We start from the raw sequence: 13,931 nt of genomic DNA, 5'->3' as shown, positions 1-13,931 counted from the left end.
CCGTGAGAGTATGAGTCTAATTGGGTAATGCTTTCAGTGCCTTTATCTCTAACCAAATCACACCCATTAAAACAAGTATCTCCCCAATAAAATAAGCGAAGCCTAAGCTTTTGAGTTCTTGACTGTAAATGATGATCAATGCAGTTGTGAGGCAAGTATAAAGGGAATTGGCTGTGATAATGACCTTTAAAAAAGGACTCCATTTTTTCTGAATCAATACCGCACATAAACTTGAGTAAATGGTTAGTACTGCTGCTATAGAAGCAAGTATGTAAAGCCAAGTGAAGGGAAGTCCAATATAGGATTGATAAGACACCAGTAATCCACCAATCAGTGTGCAAGTGAGTAAAGCACCTAAGGCATCAAATAGAAAAACGAATTTTGGGGTATGAATAAGTTTTTTTAGCATAAGCGTCATTCAGGTTTATATTCAATGACCACTTTTGCATTCCTTTGTTCATTAGAAATCAGGAATACTTCATAACGTTTTTTTCCGGCGGTAATCACCATTAAAGCACTGTTGGGTGGAATTTCACCCAGATTTTCTGCTACCATGATTAATTCATGTCGCTTATGATCTCCTGAACAATCAATTTTTAAACGAAGAGGCGTGTAGGTGAGCTTGGCTTGACTAATCACCAATTTATTATTGTGATAAAGAGAAATGGTATCATTGTCAATGGTGCCATTGTCGAAAATTTCTACTGTGGCTACTTGTTCATTGGTATATATGGTCTTGATAAGATTATTTTCCCGTTCCAATAATACTTTTGGAATCGGGCCTCTTAGGGTACTAGGTTGTTCCCATTTTACAATCGGCGTATCTGCTTTTCTGGTTGTTATAGTAGCATCCTGTTTCCAGTTGTTGGTAACAGGGGGCTGAACAGTATTGTTGACTTCTTCCTTTTGTGCAGGCTTGGTTATTTTGGGAGTACTCTTCGTTGTATTGGTAGCAGGTTTTGTGACCGGCTTTTTTTGAACTGTGCTATTGTTTCTTTGCGTTAAAGGTGTTTGTGTGACCGGAGAAGCTTTTTTATTAGCAGGTGGAGCCGTCTGTGTTTTTACAGGTGCTTTTGTAGTATTGTCTTTGGATGTGGTTGTGGACGGCTTATTATTAGGCGTTGTTTTTTGAACAGTGATGGGTGGCTTGGCAGAGTCTTTACCACGCTTTGAAGAATACCCGTTTTTCTTTGCTAAAAAAGGTTCCAATTCAAAATCTGATTCTTTGACTCTTTCCAAATACACTTTTCCGCTACCGCAATCAACCTTGCTTTTGGCATTTATGGAAATAAAAGTGCCTTGTAATACTTCCAGATTTCCCATTTTGGAATATTCAAGGTAGCAGGTCATGAGACAAGGCTCACTTTTATCGGCAATTTTTAGTTCTTCTAAAACCAGCTCTTTTAAGATGAGATTTTTGGTCTGTACCGTATAAATACCCTGTAATGTAGCTTTCCCATAGAATACGGTACTTTGGTAAGAGTAGGTAACACCCTTTAGTGCATTATTGCTTTGCTGATCGATCTGCACTTCATATTTATACATTTCTTGTCGCGTATCACCCTTATACAAGCCACTCGATGAGCCAAAATAACCTCTCCAGATACCCGTCAAATTTTGGGCACCCAGGGCAAGCGAACAGAACAGTAAAAAAGAGGTTAGGGTAATATTCAGTCTCATTCGGGCAAAACTACGATTGCAATATAGTGTATGCTGATAAAGAAGCGTTAAATAAGCGGTGAGACAAGAACTGCCAGCTGCTAGCTGCTAGATCGGTTACTGTATTTCATCTTAAGAATAGACAAATGCGTTTTTTAAAAATTTACTAGACTTTGTTTTTCTAGCAGCTAGAAGCTAGCAGCTGGCAGCTCAAAGCTCTCAGCTCATAGCTGAAAGCTCGCAGCTTTATCCTATTTTTGCAATCCTTAGAATTATTCAATTTTTCAGCAATCGAACCAATGATTAAGATTCGTTTTCCCGATGGGGCAGAAAGGCAGTATGAAGCAGGCGTGAGTGCTTTGGATATTGCTAAATCAATCAGTGAAGGACTGGCCAGAAAAGTATTGGCGGCAAGTGTTAATGGACAAGTATGGGATGCTACGCGTCCGATTATGACTGATAGTTCACTGAAACTGCATACCTGGGATGATGCAGAAGGGAAAAATACTTTTTGGCATTCTTCTGCTCACTTAATGGCAGAAGCAGTAGAAGCTTTGTATCCGGGTGTGAAGTTCTGGGTTGGACCGGCATTGGATAAAGGTTTTTATTATGATATAGATTTGGGTGGACAACATATCTCAGAAGAGGATCTAGTAGCGATTGAGAAGAAAATGAATGAACTGGCCAAGCAAAACAATGCTTACCAGCGTAAAGAAATATCCAAACAAGAGGCTGTTACTTATTTCCAAGAGAAATCAGATGAGTATAAACTTGATCTTTTGCAAGGATTAGACGATGGATCGATCACTTTCTATACACAAGGACAGTTCACCGACCTTTGTCGCGGACCACATATCCCACACACGGGGTTCATCAAAGCCATTAAACTTACCAGTATTGCGGGAGCTTATTGGAAAGGAGATGAGAAGAATAAAATGCTCACTCGTTTATACGGTGTTACATTCCCGAATCAAAAAGAGTTGGATGAATACCTGTTGATGCTGGAAGAAGCCAAAAAAAGAGATCATCGTAAACTCGGAAAAGAATTGGGCATTTTCACCATGGATGATGATGTAGGTGCCGGATTGCCTCTATGGTTACCCAATGGTACTGTTATCATCGAAGAATTGGAGAAACTAGCCAAGCAAACAGAAGAAGATGCAGGCTATAAGCGTGTGGTAACACCGCATATCGCCAAAGAGAGTATGTACCTCACCAGCGGACACCTTCCTTATTATGCTGATAGTATGTTTCCTCCGATGGAATTGGACGGAACCAAGTATTATCTGAAAGCGATGAACTGTCCGCATCACCATAAAATATTTGATGCAGAACCTAAGAGCTATAAAGATCTTCCATTCCGTATCGCTGAATACGGTACTTGTTATCGCTATGAGCAGAGTGGGGAGTTGTTTGGTCTGATGCGTGTTCGTTGTCTGCACATGAATGATGCACATATTTACTGTAGTAAAGAGCAGTTTGCTGCTGAGTTTCGTGCGGTGAATGATATGTACATCAAGTATTTTAAAATATTTGGTATCGATAAATATGTGATGCGTTTGAGTTTACATGAGCCTACTAAACTGGGCGCCAAATATGTAAATGAACCGGAGCTTTGGAAAGAAACAGAAGCTATGGTACGTAATGTATTGATCGAGTCGAATATTCCATTTGTAGAAGTGCCCGATGAAGCAGCGTTCTATGGACCTAAGATCGATGTACAGATTTGGAGTGCGATTGGAAGAGAGTTTACATTGGCGACCAATCAGGTAGACTTCAATTCAGGAAACAAATTCAGGTTGAATTATGTGAATCAGAACAACCAGCCTGAAGTACCATTGATCATACACCGCGCACCATTGGGAACCCACGAACGTTTTATTGGCTTCCTGTTGGAACATTATGCAGGCAAGTTCCCGGTATGGTTGGCGCCATTGCAAGTGAAAATATTGCCGATCAGTGATAAATTCATGGACTATGCACTAGAAGTAAAACAATCGCTGCGTGCCATAGGAGTGAGAGTAGAAATAGATGATAGAAGCGAAAAGATCGGGAAAAAGATCAGAGATACTGAACTGAGTCGCGTGCCATATATGTTGGTAGTGGGAGAGAAAGAAGCCGCTGAGCGTAAACTGGCAGTACGCAGACAAGGAAAAGGTGATCTGGGGACACAGGAATTAGCAGCGTTTATCACATTGATACAAGATGAAATTCTCCACCGAAAAAGCGGAGAATAATTCGGAATAAGGAAATAGCTATATCTTTAACACCTAAATTTTTAACTAAACAAGTTTTAATGGCATTACCACCAAGAGGGGGCGGAAGATTCAATCCCAGGTTTAACAGGCAACCGGAGCCTGAACATCGTATCAACGAAAGAATCCGGGTACCACAAGTGCGTTTGGTTGGCGACAATGTAACTGTTGGCGTTTACTCCACACAGGAAGCATTGAAAATTGCGCAAGAGCAAGAACTGGATCTAGTGGAAATTTCTCCAACAGCTGACCCTCCCGTTTGTAAGGTGATCGATTATAAAAAGTTCCTTTACGAAAAGAAGAAGAAAGAGAAGGAGATGAAAGCAAATTCCAAGCAAAGTGAGATCAAAGAGATCCGCTTTACGCCTGGAACCGATGATCATGATTTTGACTTCAAAGCCAAACATGCTGAGAAATTCCTGAAAGATGGAAATAAGGTAAAAGCTTATGTACAGTTCAAGGGACGTGCCATCATGTTCCAGGATCGTGGGCAATTATTACTCTTGAAATTTGCTGAACGTTTGGCAGAAGCAGGTTCATTAGAAAGTATGCCCAAACTCGAAGGCAAGCGCATGTTCGCCATTTTTACCCCTAAAACAGGGAAGAAGAAAGCGGCGAGTAAAACAGAGGAATAGGAAGTAGGGAACAAGGAACAAGAAATAAGGAACAAGAAACAATGGAATAGCTTTAATAGTCTGGTTTTCAAATAGTTATATAAGAAATGTCGATGATTTTCATCGACATTTCTTATATAAGGGGTTCACACTTTAAAGTCCTCTGTTTCTTGTTCCTTATTTCTTATTTCTTATTTCTCTGTTTTTCCCCTACTTTTGCACTCCAAATTTTTCCCGTAAGGCTCAACAAGTGTCTCGTCTGTTCGAGACCGCCAGCAGGGTGTAATCTTAAGTAGATTATTATTTATGCCAAAGGTAAAAACAAATTCCAGCGCGAAGAAGCGCTTTAAGGTTACTGGCAGTGGAGAGATCACCTTCCAGAAAGCTTTCAAAAGGCACATTTTAACCAAAAAATCAAAGAAGCGTAAAAGAGCATTGAACAAGAAAGGTGTTGTTGGAGCTCCCAACAAAGATTTCGTTCTGCGCTTATTGCGTTTGAAAGGTTAATCCAAGCCATCATCCCGGGAAGGGACATCAAACCATTTAAAAACAATCCCGCTTTAAGCGGGACAAAAAAAAGATATTATGCCACGTTCAGTAAATGCAGTAGCATCAAGAGCCCGCAGAAAGCGTATCCTCAAGCAGGCCAAAGGATTCTACGGTAAACGTAAAAATGTATACACCGTAGCCAAAAATATTGTTGAAAAAGGTATGACATACAGCTATGTAGGTCGTAAGTTGAAGAAGCGCGAATACCGTCAGCTTTGGATCGCCCGTATCAACGCAGCAGTAAGAGAAGAAGGATTGACCTATAGCCAGTTTATCAATAAATTGGCAGTAAAAGGTATCGATCTGAATCGTAAAGTGCTGGCAGACCTGGCTATGAATGAGCCGGCAAGTTTCAAGGCACTGGTAAATTCTGTAAAGTAATCAGCAACCCTGATCAAAATATAACCGGGAAGTAACCTTACTTTCCGGTTTTTTTATTTGTTGAACTATACAAACAACTATTTTTGTTGTTTCTATAAGGTACCATTCTTGTTCACACTAAACAACCACTAACCCGGCTAATGAACAATACCTACACCTCGCTGGTGAACCAGACCTTCCATTTTCCACAAGAAGGATTCGATGTTAATGACGATGGCTATTTGCAGTTCAATGAACTGGATCTCAAAAAAATCATCGAGAAGTATGGAACTCCGTTGAAGCTTACCTATCTGCCAAAGATTGGAATGCAGATCAACAAAGCTAAAAAGATGTTTGCCGATGCTTTTAAAAAGCATAAGTATGAAGGCGAATATTTTTATTGCTATTGTACCAAGAGTTCACATTTTTCTTTCGTGGTAGAAGAAGCGTTGAAACACAATATTCACCTCGAAACATCTTATGCATATGATATTGAGATCATCAATCGTTTATACCAACGCAGAAAGATCAATAAAGAAACCTATATCATCTGTAACGGCTATAAACAGAAGTCTTACACTTCACGCATCGCTAAACTGATCAATACCGGTTTTAAGAATGTGATTCCTATTCTGGATAACAAGGAAGAATTACAAGCATATAAACGCAGTGTAAAACAGCCCTTCCGCTTAGGTATTCGGGTTGCTGCAGAAGAAGAACCCAATTTCCCTTTTTATACTTCACGTTTAGGCATCCGTGCAAAAGATATCCTGGAATTTTATGTGGATGAGATCGAAGGATATGAAGATAAGTTCCAGTTGAAAATGTTGCACATCTTCCTGAACAAAGGGATCAAAGATGATATCTACTATTGGTCTGAGTTGAACAAGATCATCAACCTGTACTGCCAGCTGAAGAAGATTTGTCCGGAATTGGATTCCATCAATATTGGTGGTGGATTTCCCATCAAACACTCACTCGGATTTGAATATGATTACCAGTTCATGATCAATGAAATTGTGAGCAATATTAAAAAAGCATGTAAGAAAGCCAAAGTGCCTATGCCGAATATCTATACTGAGTTCGGCAGTTATACAGTGGGAGAGAGCATGGCACATATCTACAGTGTCATCGGACAAAAAGTACAGAACGATCGTGAGTGCTGGTATATGATTGATTCTTCATTCATCACCACTTTGCCGGATACCTGGGGTATTGGAGAGAAATTTTTGATGCTGCCCATCAATAAATGGGATAATGAATACCAACGAGTCGTCTTAGGGGGTATTACATGTGACAGTCACGATTATTACGATTCTGAAGAGCATATCAATGAAGTGTTTCTTCCCAAGCTCACCAATACGGATCCAAAAGATGCGGAAGGAAATAAAGAACCGCTGTATGTAGGATTCTTCCACACCGGTGCCTACCAAGATCAGATCAGTGGGTATGGAGGTATCAAACATTGTTTGATACCTTCTCCTAAACATGTGATTGTTGAGTATGACAAAAATGGGAAGTTGGAAGATTGGGTCTATGCTAAAGAACAAACAGCACAAAGCATGTTGAAAATATTGGGTTATTTAAGATAATGATCTCATCCAATTATGAAAAGTCAGATCCGACACTACTGTCAGGTCTGACTTTTTTTATAAACGGATATGAACAAACCATATTTACAGCTATTTTTATTGAAAGTAAAGTCTATGAAAAAATACTTCTTAGCAATCGTTTTGATAGCAGCTACAACACATGTACAAGCGCAGTCAGCGGTAGATTCCGTAAAAGCAGTCATCAATCAATTGTTTACTTCTATGCGCAATGCTGATTCTGCCGGAGTAGTCAACTGTTTCTCTGAAAAGAATATTTTACAAACCATTGTTCGCGATAAAGAAGGAAATATCAGCGCCAAAACGGATCTGGTATCTAATTTTGGTAGAAGTATAGCAGGACTTCAGAAAAATGCAGCAGATGAACGCATCGAATTTGAAACCATTAAAATTGATGGCCCCCTTGCTGTGGTTTGGACTCCCTACAAATTTTATTTCAATGGGAATTTTAGTCACTGTGGCGTGAACTCTTTCCATCTACTGCGTGAAAAGAGTGGATGGAAAATTCATTTTTTGATTGATACGAGAAGGAAGGAGCCTTGTGAGAAGTAGTATTTAGTTGATAGTTGACAGTTGACAGAAAGAAAAGGAAGGGATTTTTCCTAAAACTCTGTCAACTGTCATCTGTCAACTATCAATTGTCAACTATCAACTGCCAACTTCCTCACCACTTCCATAATCGTATCATAACTATTGCTCAGTTTATCTACCATATTAGCAGAAGAGACCCATTCTATGATTTCGATGTCTTCTGTGGTTTGGGGGATTAATAATTCTTTTGAGCTTGCTTGCATTACATACCAATGTGTTTCTTTGATCACTTCTTCTTTTAGCCAGGTATCAAAATAAGTATGGTGGGTAATGCTGAGTAATGGACCTAGGTCTATTTTTGTCAAACCGGTTTCTTCCATTACTTCTCTAACAGCACATTCCTCTATTTTTTCCCCTTCATCTAACTTCCCTTTTGGTAAATCCCATTTGCCCCTTCGAAAGATCATGAGTATTTCCTGCTTTTCATTCAATACCAATCCACCAGCAGCTTGTATTGTTTTTAGTCCCATAGGTCAAATCTGATCATTATTTTCAAATTTTCAAATTTTCAAATTTTTCGATCCACCTAGACGGATCAAATTGCAGAAATGCTCCTACATTCGCAGCATGACCAACGAAAAAGCTGTAGCAGAAAAACTACTTCAGGTAGGCGCCGTAAAATTGAGTCCGGAAAGCCCCTTTACATGGGCAAGCGGCTGGAAAAGTCCGATTTATTGTGACAATCGTAAAGTATTATCCTTCCCGTATGTTCGCGATTTTATCAAAAGCGAATTGTGCAATGTCATTTTTGAAGGATTTCCCGAAGCGGAAATGTTAGCGGGCGTGGCCACGGCAGGTATTGCCTGGGGTGCCATGGCAGCCGATCAGTTGAAGTTACCTTATGTATATGTTCGTCCGAAACCCAAGGAACATGGAATGGGGAATCAGATTGAAGGGTTTTATTCTGCCGGACAAAAAGTATTGGTAATAGAAGATCTGATTTCTACGGGTAAAAGCAGTTTACAGGTTGTAGATGTATTACGTGCAGCAGGAGTAGAAATAGTGGGGATGGTGTCCATTTTTACCTATGGATTCCCCCATGCCGATGAGGCTTTTGCAAAAGCAGGGGTTGTTTATAAATCATTGACCAATTATAGCAGCCTGATTAGTTTGGCAGTTGAAAAAGGACAAGTTTCTTTGAAAACGGAACAATTATTGCTTGAATGGAGAAAGGACCCTGCCAACTGGAAGGGCATCTAATTCAGTGTCATTCTGTGGTCTCAGTGGCAACATTTTCTATTACTTAAGTGTCTATTAAAAGAATTGCCACTGTCCAAAGGACTCCTTCGGAGAAGGCACTGAAAAGCACTGAATAAGTTTTTTAAATCCTTGGATTATGAAAAAGATATTATTGTCAATGATATTTTGTCTAGTCATCGGAAAGATGGTGAATGCCCAGCAAGCCAAACCTGAGTGGGTTAGCATCAAATCCAATAATCTTAAGTGTTGGGAATGTAAAGAGGTCTTGGATAAATACCTGTTGGAAGAAAAAGGAATTCTTGAGGGTGGATTAGTACAGTGGAAAATCAATTTATTACAAGGAGAGATCAGAATACAATACCTGCCGAATTATACCAATCCCGATGCGCTCAAAGTAACTTTGAACAATGCAGGGTTTGATGCAGATGATACCAAAGCCTCCGAAGACGCCTACAAAAAGCTCCCACCATCTTGCAAAAGAGCCGCAGACGGCGGCGGACCACAGCCAAGAAAGCCTTGCCATGTCAAACCATTTAATTAAGAGTTAAGATTCAAGAAGACAAGACACAAGAAAGCTCCAAGCCGCAAGCTACAAGCCACAAGGATAGTTCAGTAAACTTGCGTCTTGGCACTTGAACCTTTTCTGTGTCTTGTCTTCTTGAATCTTGAACCTTCCTTGTGCCTTATCTTCTTTTTTCTTGAGCCTTACAATTCCAATTTGTGTCTGGCTTCATAATCAAAAGGAATGGTTTTGAAGAACCCTGCTTTACCCACTCTTGTGGTGCCTTTTACATGCAGCAGTACTTCGCGATTAAAAAGAACTGTTAGGGCATTTTTGAAAATACCGCGCATATCTACCTGAATACGGGATGGGAGTACAAATTCAGCCTTACGTTGGATATGCATTAAAGTATCCAATTGGTATTTACCTAGATAATGGTTATCGATATAAATGTCTGCATCAACCTTTCTTAGGTCAACGCCAAATGCATTTGGGTTGTAGTATACCAAATCCATGCTGAGGGTAGACTTCTCAAAACCCAATTTCTCCAATTTCACGTTTTTCACGTTTCGGTAGTCAAATGACTGTGGTTTTTGGCAGGCGAATAATAGGGTGCTTATTAGGGAAATGAATAGGAGATGCTTCACAATTTCAATTTGCTGCAAATTAGCGGTTTGTAGGATTGGGGGTATTGCCATTTATCAATCTGATAAATTCGGACTGTGGGGAGAATGTGAATGGAAGAAAATATTACCGGGTTATCTTTATCAAAGAAAGTCATTAAAGTGCTTCGAAAGGAGTGAAGGTGGCTTTTTTGGTAACGATATACTACTTACCACAAGCCTTCATAACTTATTATCAGTTAGTTATTCTACGTATTATTCTTTCTTCAACGCTTTACGATTTTTTATAACGATACGATTGGGTTCGTATAGCTAATAGAAAAACACCCGAAATAGCCTATTTCGGGTGTTAAAATGATTAAAGAAATTCTTTAATACATTTGATTAAATAAAGCACCACTTTGAGTATTTCTATTAAATACTTTAAAATGTTTCTCCTTTTCATATTTACTCTTTGACGGTAAATAGTTTTGATGAAAAAAGTGGGTCAAATAGGAAATAAAATATTTTAGTTTATGGCTAAACAGCGTAAACCATACAACCCCAATACAGCCTATGGAAAGCGAAAACTAAGGGAACAATCCCGTGAAGAATATGAGAATATGACCCCTGACGAACAGTCAGCCGCCCTGTCTGATGCTTGGATGCTATTTATAGTAGTAGTCATTTTCCGCATTATTATGCCTTTCTTAACAGGGGGCAAGGAAGGAGTAATGAAGTGGTTAACACGTTGATAATTAATGTTTTGTTGAAACAACATCAAGTATGTTCGCATGAACGAACAGCTCTATCTTACAATTTTTGTTATTTCGGAACGTTTATTGGATAGGTATTATACGTACGATACATTAAAAAATGTATCGTACCGTTAGTACAAATATTTGTACTAATTACTAATTTTGTAGTACCATTACACTATGCAAAACATCGAAGCAAATATTGTTATTACACGAAATGACGGCAAATTAGCTTCCATTTCGGTGCAAATGCCTATTTGGAGCAAGCAGTCTGAATTTGATGGTAATACTATTGTCAAATTACCTTTATTAGGAATAGAAACAGTTGCAAAAAATGATGATGATGCGGAAATAGCTATAAAAGAGGCTATTCAATCATTTTGCGGAGTTGCTGAAAAGTTCGGAGAAGGGATTGAAAAAGAACTACAATCTCTCGGCTGGAAATTGGTTGATTCAAACGGTAATCCAGTTTTGGGATTTTGTGTTTCCGAAACTGATGCCCTATTGGATAGGCTTTTGCAGACTGGCGATAACTATACTAATGAAAATTTAGAAATCGAAGAAGAGTTAGAGCATGCCTGATCCGTTTTACCCATCAGTGGATTTATCTTTTATTGAACATCATCTTGTACAAACTGGCAAATTTGCTGGGCATTATATAGTAGGTCAAACCATCACTTTTGTTTTAAATGGTCCTCAGGCTATTCATAAAAGAAGCATTTTAATTCGACAGCTAACACCCGGACAAGTATGTTATGAACAAGCTACTGGTTTGGCTGCAAGATTCGGTTTTATGGGGGCGTTATTAGCATGGTTGGACACTAACCGAAACTGGAGAGAAGGAGCATACGTTCAATAATATTAAAGGCTAAGATTATTTCTTAGCCATTTTTATTGTATCAGTAGTGACATAAAAAATAACAATATCTCCTTCATCGGTAACAGTTGTATCTTTTTCTCCCATTTCATATTTACCTTCTAAAGATTTTTCATAATCATCTTCAATACGTTTATTTTCTTGTATCAAGTCGGATACGGCTTCTGTTTCACTACCATCATTTGGGTCATAATTATAACCCTTACGAGTAGCAACAGCGTAAACGATTATAGCAATTACCAAAAGTCCAATTAGCAGTCTAATTATTTTCTTGGTCATTTCTTTTTTGGCTTTTTATTAGGGGAAGCCTTTTTTACCGGGGTAGAAAGTGCCTTTTTCATGGCTTCATCAAAAGTCATGTTTAATTTGATTTTATCTTTTTTGTTTTTGTTTGGGGATGTGCTTGACATTTATCAAAAATAAGCATAATTTGTTTTTTCAGTAATTACTAAAATAAATAATGACAAGCCGCAGAGATAGCCGCCAAACCCATAAGAATCCAAAAAATCGACTTGAATACTGGAAATTTAGTGCGCTTATCAATAAGCATTTCAGTCGCTTGGGTCAAAGCAACAATCCCCAGAATAAAAAAGAAAATGAAAGCCATAATTCTTATATCAAATATGGCACTTGGAGTGATAGAATAGGAATAGTTGTGAATATAGCTATGGCGACTATTACATTGTTTTTGTTTCGACAAGCGACGAGACAAAACGATATTTCGGAAAAAAATATAAAACTTGCAGATAGCTCTGCAAAAGCGGCTCGCATTTCGGCTATTGCAGCACAACGAACAGTTGATTATATGGATAGTACTTTTAAGCTTACTAAAGAAAGTATGACTTCTTCTGATAGCAATTTCATTAAAACACTTAATCTTACTCAAAAATCTGTTGAAGCATCTATAAAGTCTGCTTCTTTGGCTGATAGCGCCTTTAATCTTAATAAAACGGGATTGAAGTTGACTGCAAGTATTTTTGAAATAGATAATAGAGCAGTAGTATATTTTGATGAAATGATCCTCAATTCTTTTGAAATTGGGAAATCTATTAGCGTACAAATTGGGATAAAAAATTATGGGAAATCTCCAGCATACTTTAGGAGCATAAGAACGGCTATAAGATTTGATACCGCATCTTTTTATAATGATTTTAGTTATACACCAACTGAAAAGAAATACATCAATCTTCTTTGCACTCAGCAAAACGGAATTGGTACACCAGTTGCATCCCCGATTGTGTTGGATTCTCTTATGATAAATGCTATCAATTCCGGTTGGTTGAAAGTATATTTTCATGGTGAATTATTTTATGTTGATATTAGTAGTAATAGAAAAATGGTTTACATGTTTTCCATGCGATTACGAACAAATAAAAGATTTGAATTAATGAATATTCACAATGGCTTTTTTGAAGTAACTGATCCCAGAGATTTAAAGCTTCTTGATTAATTCACTATATCTCAATCTTCCTTTTGTATTAGAAATAGCCATTTCAAACCTTTCAGCATCGGTCATTTTGCGGCTGTTAAAACGGTAGGAGGTTTCAGCGCAATAGCGGTGCAAGTGCTTGGGACTAACTTGGTGGTAAGTGCCGAATATGGTACGCTTAAACACAGAGAAGAATCCCTCTACGCTATTTGTATAAGCTATTCCCCGTCTAAATTCTTGGGCTAAGTGGTTTACTGCTTCATGGGCTTGGTATTCCTGGTTAAGTCCAATATATCCGCTATGAGCATCAGTAATAACTACCGCAGAAGGGGCTACGTGTTGCCTTACTACGTCCTTAAAGGTGTTTTCACCTATTAAGGTTAGTTTAGCCTTGCCATCCCTTTCTAATAGCCCCATGACAGCCACTTTGTTATCCTTACCGCTTTCTTGGTGCTTCTTGCGTCTTGCACGGGTCATTTTATCCCATTTACCGCCTACATAGGTTTCATCTACTTCCACTACGTTATCCATAGCTACATCGGGTTCAGGATCGCCCATAAGCAGCCTAACCCTATGAAGTACAAACCATGCAGTCTTTTGGGTTATTCCCAGATTCCGGGCTAACTGGTGGCTCGATACTCCCTTTTTATGGGTAGTACATAGGTATAGAGCAGCCATCCAAACGGATAACTTCACCTTGCTATCTTCAAATACAGTACCTACCGTTACCGTAAAATTCCTTTTGCATTGGCTTTCCCTGCAACGGTATCTTTTCCCGTCTTTCAGCTTATACGGTTTATTCATGCCACAGAACGGGCAGGTCGGGTTCCCACCCCAACGCATCTGCTCCATGTATTCCCGACAAACTTGTTCGTCAGAATAGGCAGCCATCATTTCCCGTAAGTTTTTAAACTGTTGCATAAAA

18 protein-coding genes are annotated in these 13,931 nt (G+C 38.8%); 12 read left to right on the top strand and 6 right to left on the bottom strand.

Features of this window, described 5'->3' with window-relative positions; genetic code table 11:
* Positions 1-16 precede the first annotated feature (16 nt).
* Both ACTIEV_RS10100 and ACTIEV_RS10095 read right to left on the bottom strand, forming a co-directional pair.
* Positions 17-409: a hypothetical protein gene (locus ACTIEV_RS10100; RefSeq protein WP_439516425.1), complete on the bottom strand. Its 393-nt coding sequence runs from the start codon at positions 407-409 to the stop codon at positions 17-19.
* Positions 410-414: 5 nt separating this feature from the next.
* On the bottom strand, positions 415-1,680 hold the full coding sequence (locus ACTIEV_RS10095; protein ID WP_439516424.1) for a hypothetical protein: 1,266 nt from the start codon (positions 1,678-1,680) through the stop codon (positions 415-417).
* Positions 1,681-1,958: 278 nt separating this feature from the next.
* Here ACTIEV_RS10095 and thrS point away from each other — a divergent pair, with 278 nt between their 5' ends.
* The 6 genes from thrS (at position 1,959) to ACTIEV_RS10065 (ending at position 7,599) form a co-directional block, all read left to right on the top strand.
* Complete coding sequence (gene thrS / locus ACTIEV_RS10090; protein WP_439516423.1) at positions 1,959-3,896, top strand: threonine--tRNA ligase; 1,938 nt, start codon at positions 1,959-1,961, stop codon at positions 3,894-3,896.
* A 59-nt stretch (positions 3,897-3,955) separates the two neighbouring features.
* Positions 3,956-4,549, top strand: a complete 594-nt coding sequence (gene infC / locus ACTIEV_RS10085) for a translation initiation factor IF-3 (RefSeq protein ID WP_178889315.1) — start codon at positions 3,956-3,958, stop codon at positions 4,547-4,549.
* A gap of 285 nt (positions 4,550-4,834) precedes the next feature.
* Positions 4,835-5,035 (top strand): 50S ribosomal protein L35, encoded by a 201-nt coding sequence (gene rpmI / locus ACTIEV_RS10080; protein WP_178889314.1) that lies wholly within the window; start codon positions 4,835-4,837, stop codon positions 5,033-5,035.
* Between the two features lie 78 nt (positions 5,036-5,113).
* The gene (rplT, locus tag ACTIEV_RS10075) at positions 5,114-5,458 is read left to right on the top strand and encodes a 50S ribosomal protein L20 (RefSeq protein WP_133475825.1); all 345 of its coding nucleotides are present in this window, start codon (positions 5,114-5,116) and stop codon (positions 5,456-5,458) included.
* A gap of 140 nt (positions 5,459-5,598) precedes the next feature.
* On the top strand, positions 5,599-7,029 hold the full coding sequence (locus tag ACTIEV_RS10070; protein WP_250685434.1) for an arginine decarboxylase: 1,431 nt from the start codon (positions 5,599-5,601) through the stop codon (positions 7,027-7,029).
* Positions 7,030-7,098: 69 nt separating this feature from the next.
* Positions 7,099-7,599, top strand: coding sequence for a hypothetical protein (locus ACTIEV_RS10065; protein WP_439516422.1), 501 nt, complete (start codon positions 7,099-7,101; stop codon positions 7,597-7,599).
* A gap of 89 nt (positions 7,600-7,688) precedes the next feature.
* Here ACTIEV_RS10065 and ACTIEV_RS10060 read toward each other — a convergent pair whose 3' ends face one another.
* Complete coding sequence (locus tag ACTIEV_RS10060) at positions 7,689-8,108, bottom strand: NUDIX hydrolase (protein ID WP_322197359.1); 420 nt, start codon at positions 8,106-8,108, stop codon at positions 7,689-7,691.
* Positions 8,109-8,205: 97 nt separating this feature from the next.
* Between ACTIEV_RS10060 and pyrE the strand changes: the two genes are divergently transcribed.
* Complete coding sequence (pyrE, locus tag ACTIEV_RS10055; protein WP_322197360.1) at positions 8,206-8,838, top strand: orotate phosphoribosyltransferase; 633 nt, start codon at positions 8,206-8,208, stop codon at positions 8,836-8,838.
* Between the two features lie 136 nt (positions 8,839-8,974).
* Positions 8,975-9,379, top strand: a complete 405-nt coding sequence (locus tag ACTIEV_RS10050) for a hypothetical protein (protein WP_322197361.1) — start codon at positions 8,975-8,977, stop codon at positions 9,377-9,379.
* A 164-nt stretch (positions 9,380-9,543) separates the two neighbouring features.
* Here the strand turns inward: ACTIEV_RS10050 and ACTIEV_RS10045 are convergent, their stop codons facing one another.
* Entirely contained in the window at positions 9,544-9,906 is a 363-nt protein-coding gene (locus ACTIEV_RS10045) for an LEA type 2 family protein (RefSeq protein ID WP_322197362.1), read from the bottom strand.
* Positions 9,907-10,478: 572 nt separating this feature from the next.
* On the opposite strand from ACTIEV_RS10045, the gene ACTIEV_RS10040 reads away from it, so the two are divergent.
* The 3 genes from ACTIEV_RS10040 to ACTIEV_RS10030 all read left to right on the top strand — a co-directional run bounded on the left by ACTIEV_RS10040 (position 10,479) and on the right by ACTIEV_RS10030 (position 11,559).
* Complete coding sequence (locus ACTIEV_RS10040) at positions 10,479-10,697, top strand: hypothetical protein (protein ID WP_322197363.1); 219 nt, start codon at positions 10,479-10,481, stop codon at positions 10,695-10,697.
* A gap of 183 nt (positions 10,698-10,880) precedes the next feature.
* Positions 10,881-11,282, top strand: coding sequence for a hypothetical protein (locus tag ACTIEV_RS10035; protein ID WP_322197364.1), 402 nt, complete (start codon positions 10,881-10,883; stop codon positions 11,280-11,282).
* Complete coding sequence (locus ACTIEV_RS10030; RefSeq protein ID WP_322197365.1) at positions 11,275-11,559, top strand: hypothetical protein; 285 nt, start codon at positions 11,275-11,277, stop codon at positions 11,557-11,559. The genes ACTIEV_RS10035 and ACTIEV_RS10030 overlap by 8 nt, the downstream gene beginning before the upstream one ends.
* Before the next feature lie 15 nt (positions 11,560-11,574).
* Here the strand turns inward: ACTIEV_RS10030 and ACTIEV_RS10025 are convergent, their stop codons facing one another.
* Entirely contained in the window at positions 11,575-11,856 is a 282-nt protein-coding gene (locus ACTIEV_RS10025; RefSeq protein ID WP_322197366.1) for a hypothetical protein, read from the bottom strand.
* 181 nt (positions 11,857-12,037) lie between these two features.
* Here ACTIEV_RS10025 and ACTIEV_RS10020 point away from each other — a divergent pair, with 181 nt between their 5' ends.
* A complete protein-coding gene (locus ACTIEV_RS10020; RefSeq protein ID WP_322197367.1) occupies positions 12,038-13,027 on the top strand; it encodes a hypothetical protein in 990 nt (329 codons plus the stop codon).
* Here the strand turns inward: ACTIEV_RS10020 and ACTIEV_RS10015 are convergent.
* Positions 13,010-13,927: an IS1595 family transposase gene (locus ACTIEV_RS10015; RefSeq protein WP_322197368.1), complete on the bottom strand. Its 918-nt coding sequence runs from the start codon at positions 13,925-13,927 to the stop codon at positions 13,010-13,012. The two genes, ACTIEV_RS10020 and ACTIEV_RS10015, sit on opposite strands and share 18 nt — an antisense overlap.
* Between the last annotated feature and the right edge of the window lie 4 nt (positions 13,928-13,931).

Origin of the sequence: Sediminibacterium sp. (genome assembly GCF_051861365.1) — a bacterium.
In the GTDB taxonomy this organism is placed as follows: domain Bacteria; phylum Bacteroidota; class Bacteroidia; order Chitinophagales; family Chitinophagaceae; genus Sediminibacterium.
The sequence above is the reverse complement of the archived record's forward strand: the minus strand, read 5'-3'. Positions and strand labels throughout refer to the sequence as shown.

What these genes read in the sequence shown, in the direction of transcription:
- ACTIEV_RS10015 (WP_322197368.1), bottom strand. Translation starts at nt 13,927, where the DNA reads ATGCAACAGTTTAAAAACTTACGGGAAATGATGGCTGCCTATTCTGAC.
- ACTIEV_RS10035 (WP_322197364.1), top strand. Translation starts at nt 10,881, where the DNA reads ATGCAAAACATCGAAGCAAATATTGTTATTACACGAAATGACGGCAAA.
- ACTIEV_RS10025 (WP_322197366.1), bottom strand. Translation starts at nt 11,856, where the DNA reads ATGACCAAGAAAATAATTAGACTGCTAATTGGACTTTTGGTAATTGCT.
- thrS (WP_439516423.1), top strand. Translation starts at nt 1,959, where the DNA reads ATGATTAAGATTCGTTTTCCCGATGGGGCAGAAAGGCAGTATGAAGCA.
- ACTIEV_RS10030 (WP_322197365.1), top strand. Translation starts at nt 11,275, where the DNA reads ATGCCTGATCCGTTTTACCCATCAGTGGATTTATCTTTTATTGAACAT.
- ACTIEV_RS10020 (WP_322197367.1), top strand. Translation starts at nt 12,038, where the DNA reads ATGACAAGCCGCAGAGATAGCCGCCAAACCCATAAGAATCCAAAAAAT.
- ACTIEV_RS10100 (WP_439516425.1), bottom strand. Translation starts at nt 409, where the DNA reads ATGCTAAAAAAACTTATTCATACCCCAAAATTCGTTTTTCTATTTGAT.
- rpmI (WP_178889314.1), top strand. Translation starts at nt 4,835, where the DNA reads ATGCCAAAGGTAAAAACAAATTCCAGCGCGAAGAAGCGCTTTAAGGTT.
- infC (WP_178889315.1), top strand. Translation starts at nt 3,956, where the DNA reads ATGGCATTACCACCAAGAGGGGGCGGAAGATTCAATCCCAGGTTTAAC.
- ACTIEV_RS10050 (WP_322197361.1), top strand. Translation starts at nt 8,975, where the DNA reads ATGAAAAAGATATTATTGTCAATGATATTTTGTCTAGTCATCGGAAAG.
- ACTIEV_RS10040 (WP_322197363.1), top strand. Translation starts at nt 10,479, where the DNA reads ATGGCTAAACAGCGTAAACCATACAACCCCAATACAGCCTATGGAAAG.
- ACTIEV_RS10070 (WP_250685434.1), top strand. Translation starts at nt 5,599, where the DNA reads ATGAACAATACCTACACCTCGCTGGTGAACCAGACCTTCCATTTTCCA.
- rplT (WP_133475825.1), top strand. Translation starts at nt 5,114, where the DNA reads ATGCCACGTTCAGTAAATGCAGTAGCATCAAGAGCCCGCAGAAAGCGT.
- ACTIEV_RS10095 (WP_439516424.1), bottom strand. Translation starts at nt 1,680, where the DNA reads ATGAGACTGAATATTACCCTAACCTCTTTTTTACTGTTCTGTTCGCTT.
- ACTIEV_RS10065 (WP_439516422.1), top strand. Translation starts at nt 7,099, where the DNA reads ATGAACAAACCATATTTACAGCTATTTTTATTGAAAGTAAAGTCTATG.
- pyrE (WP_322197360.1), top strand. Translation starts at nt 8,206, where the DNA reads ATGACCAACGAAAAAGCTGTAGCAGAAAAACTACTTCAGGTAGGCGCC.
- ACTIEV_RS10060 (WP_322197359.1), bottom strand. Translation starts at nt 8,108, where the DNA reads ATGGGACTAAAAACAATACAAGCTGCTGGTGGATTGGTATTGAATGAA.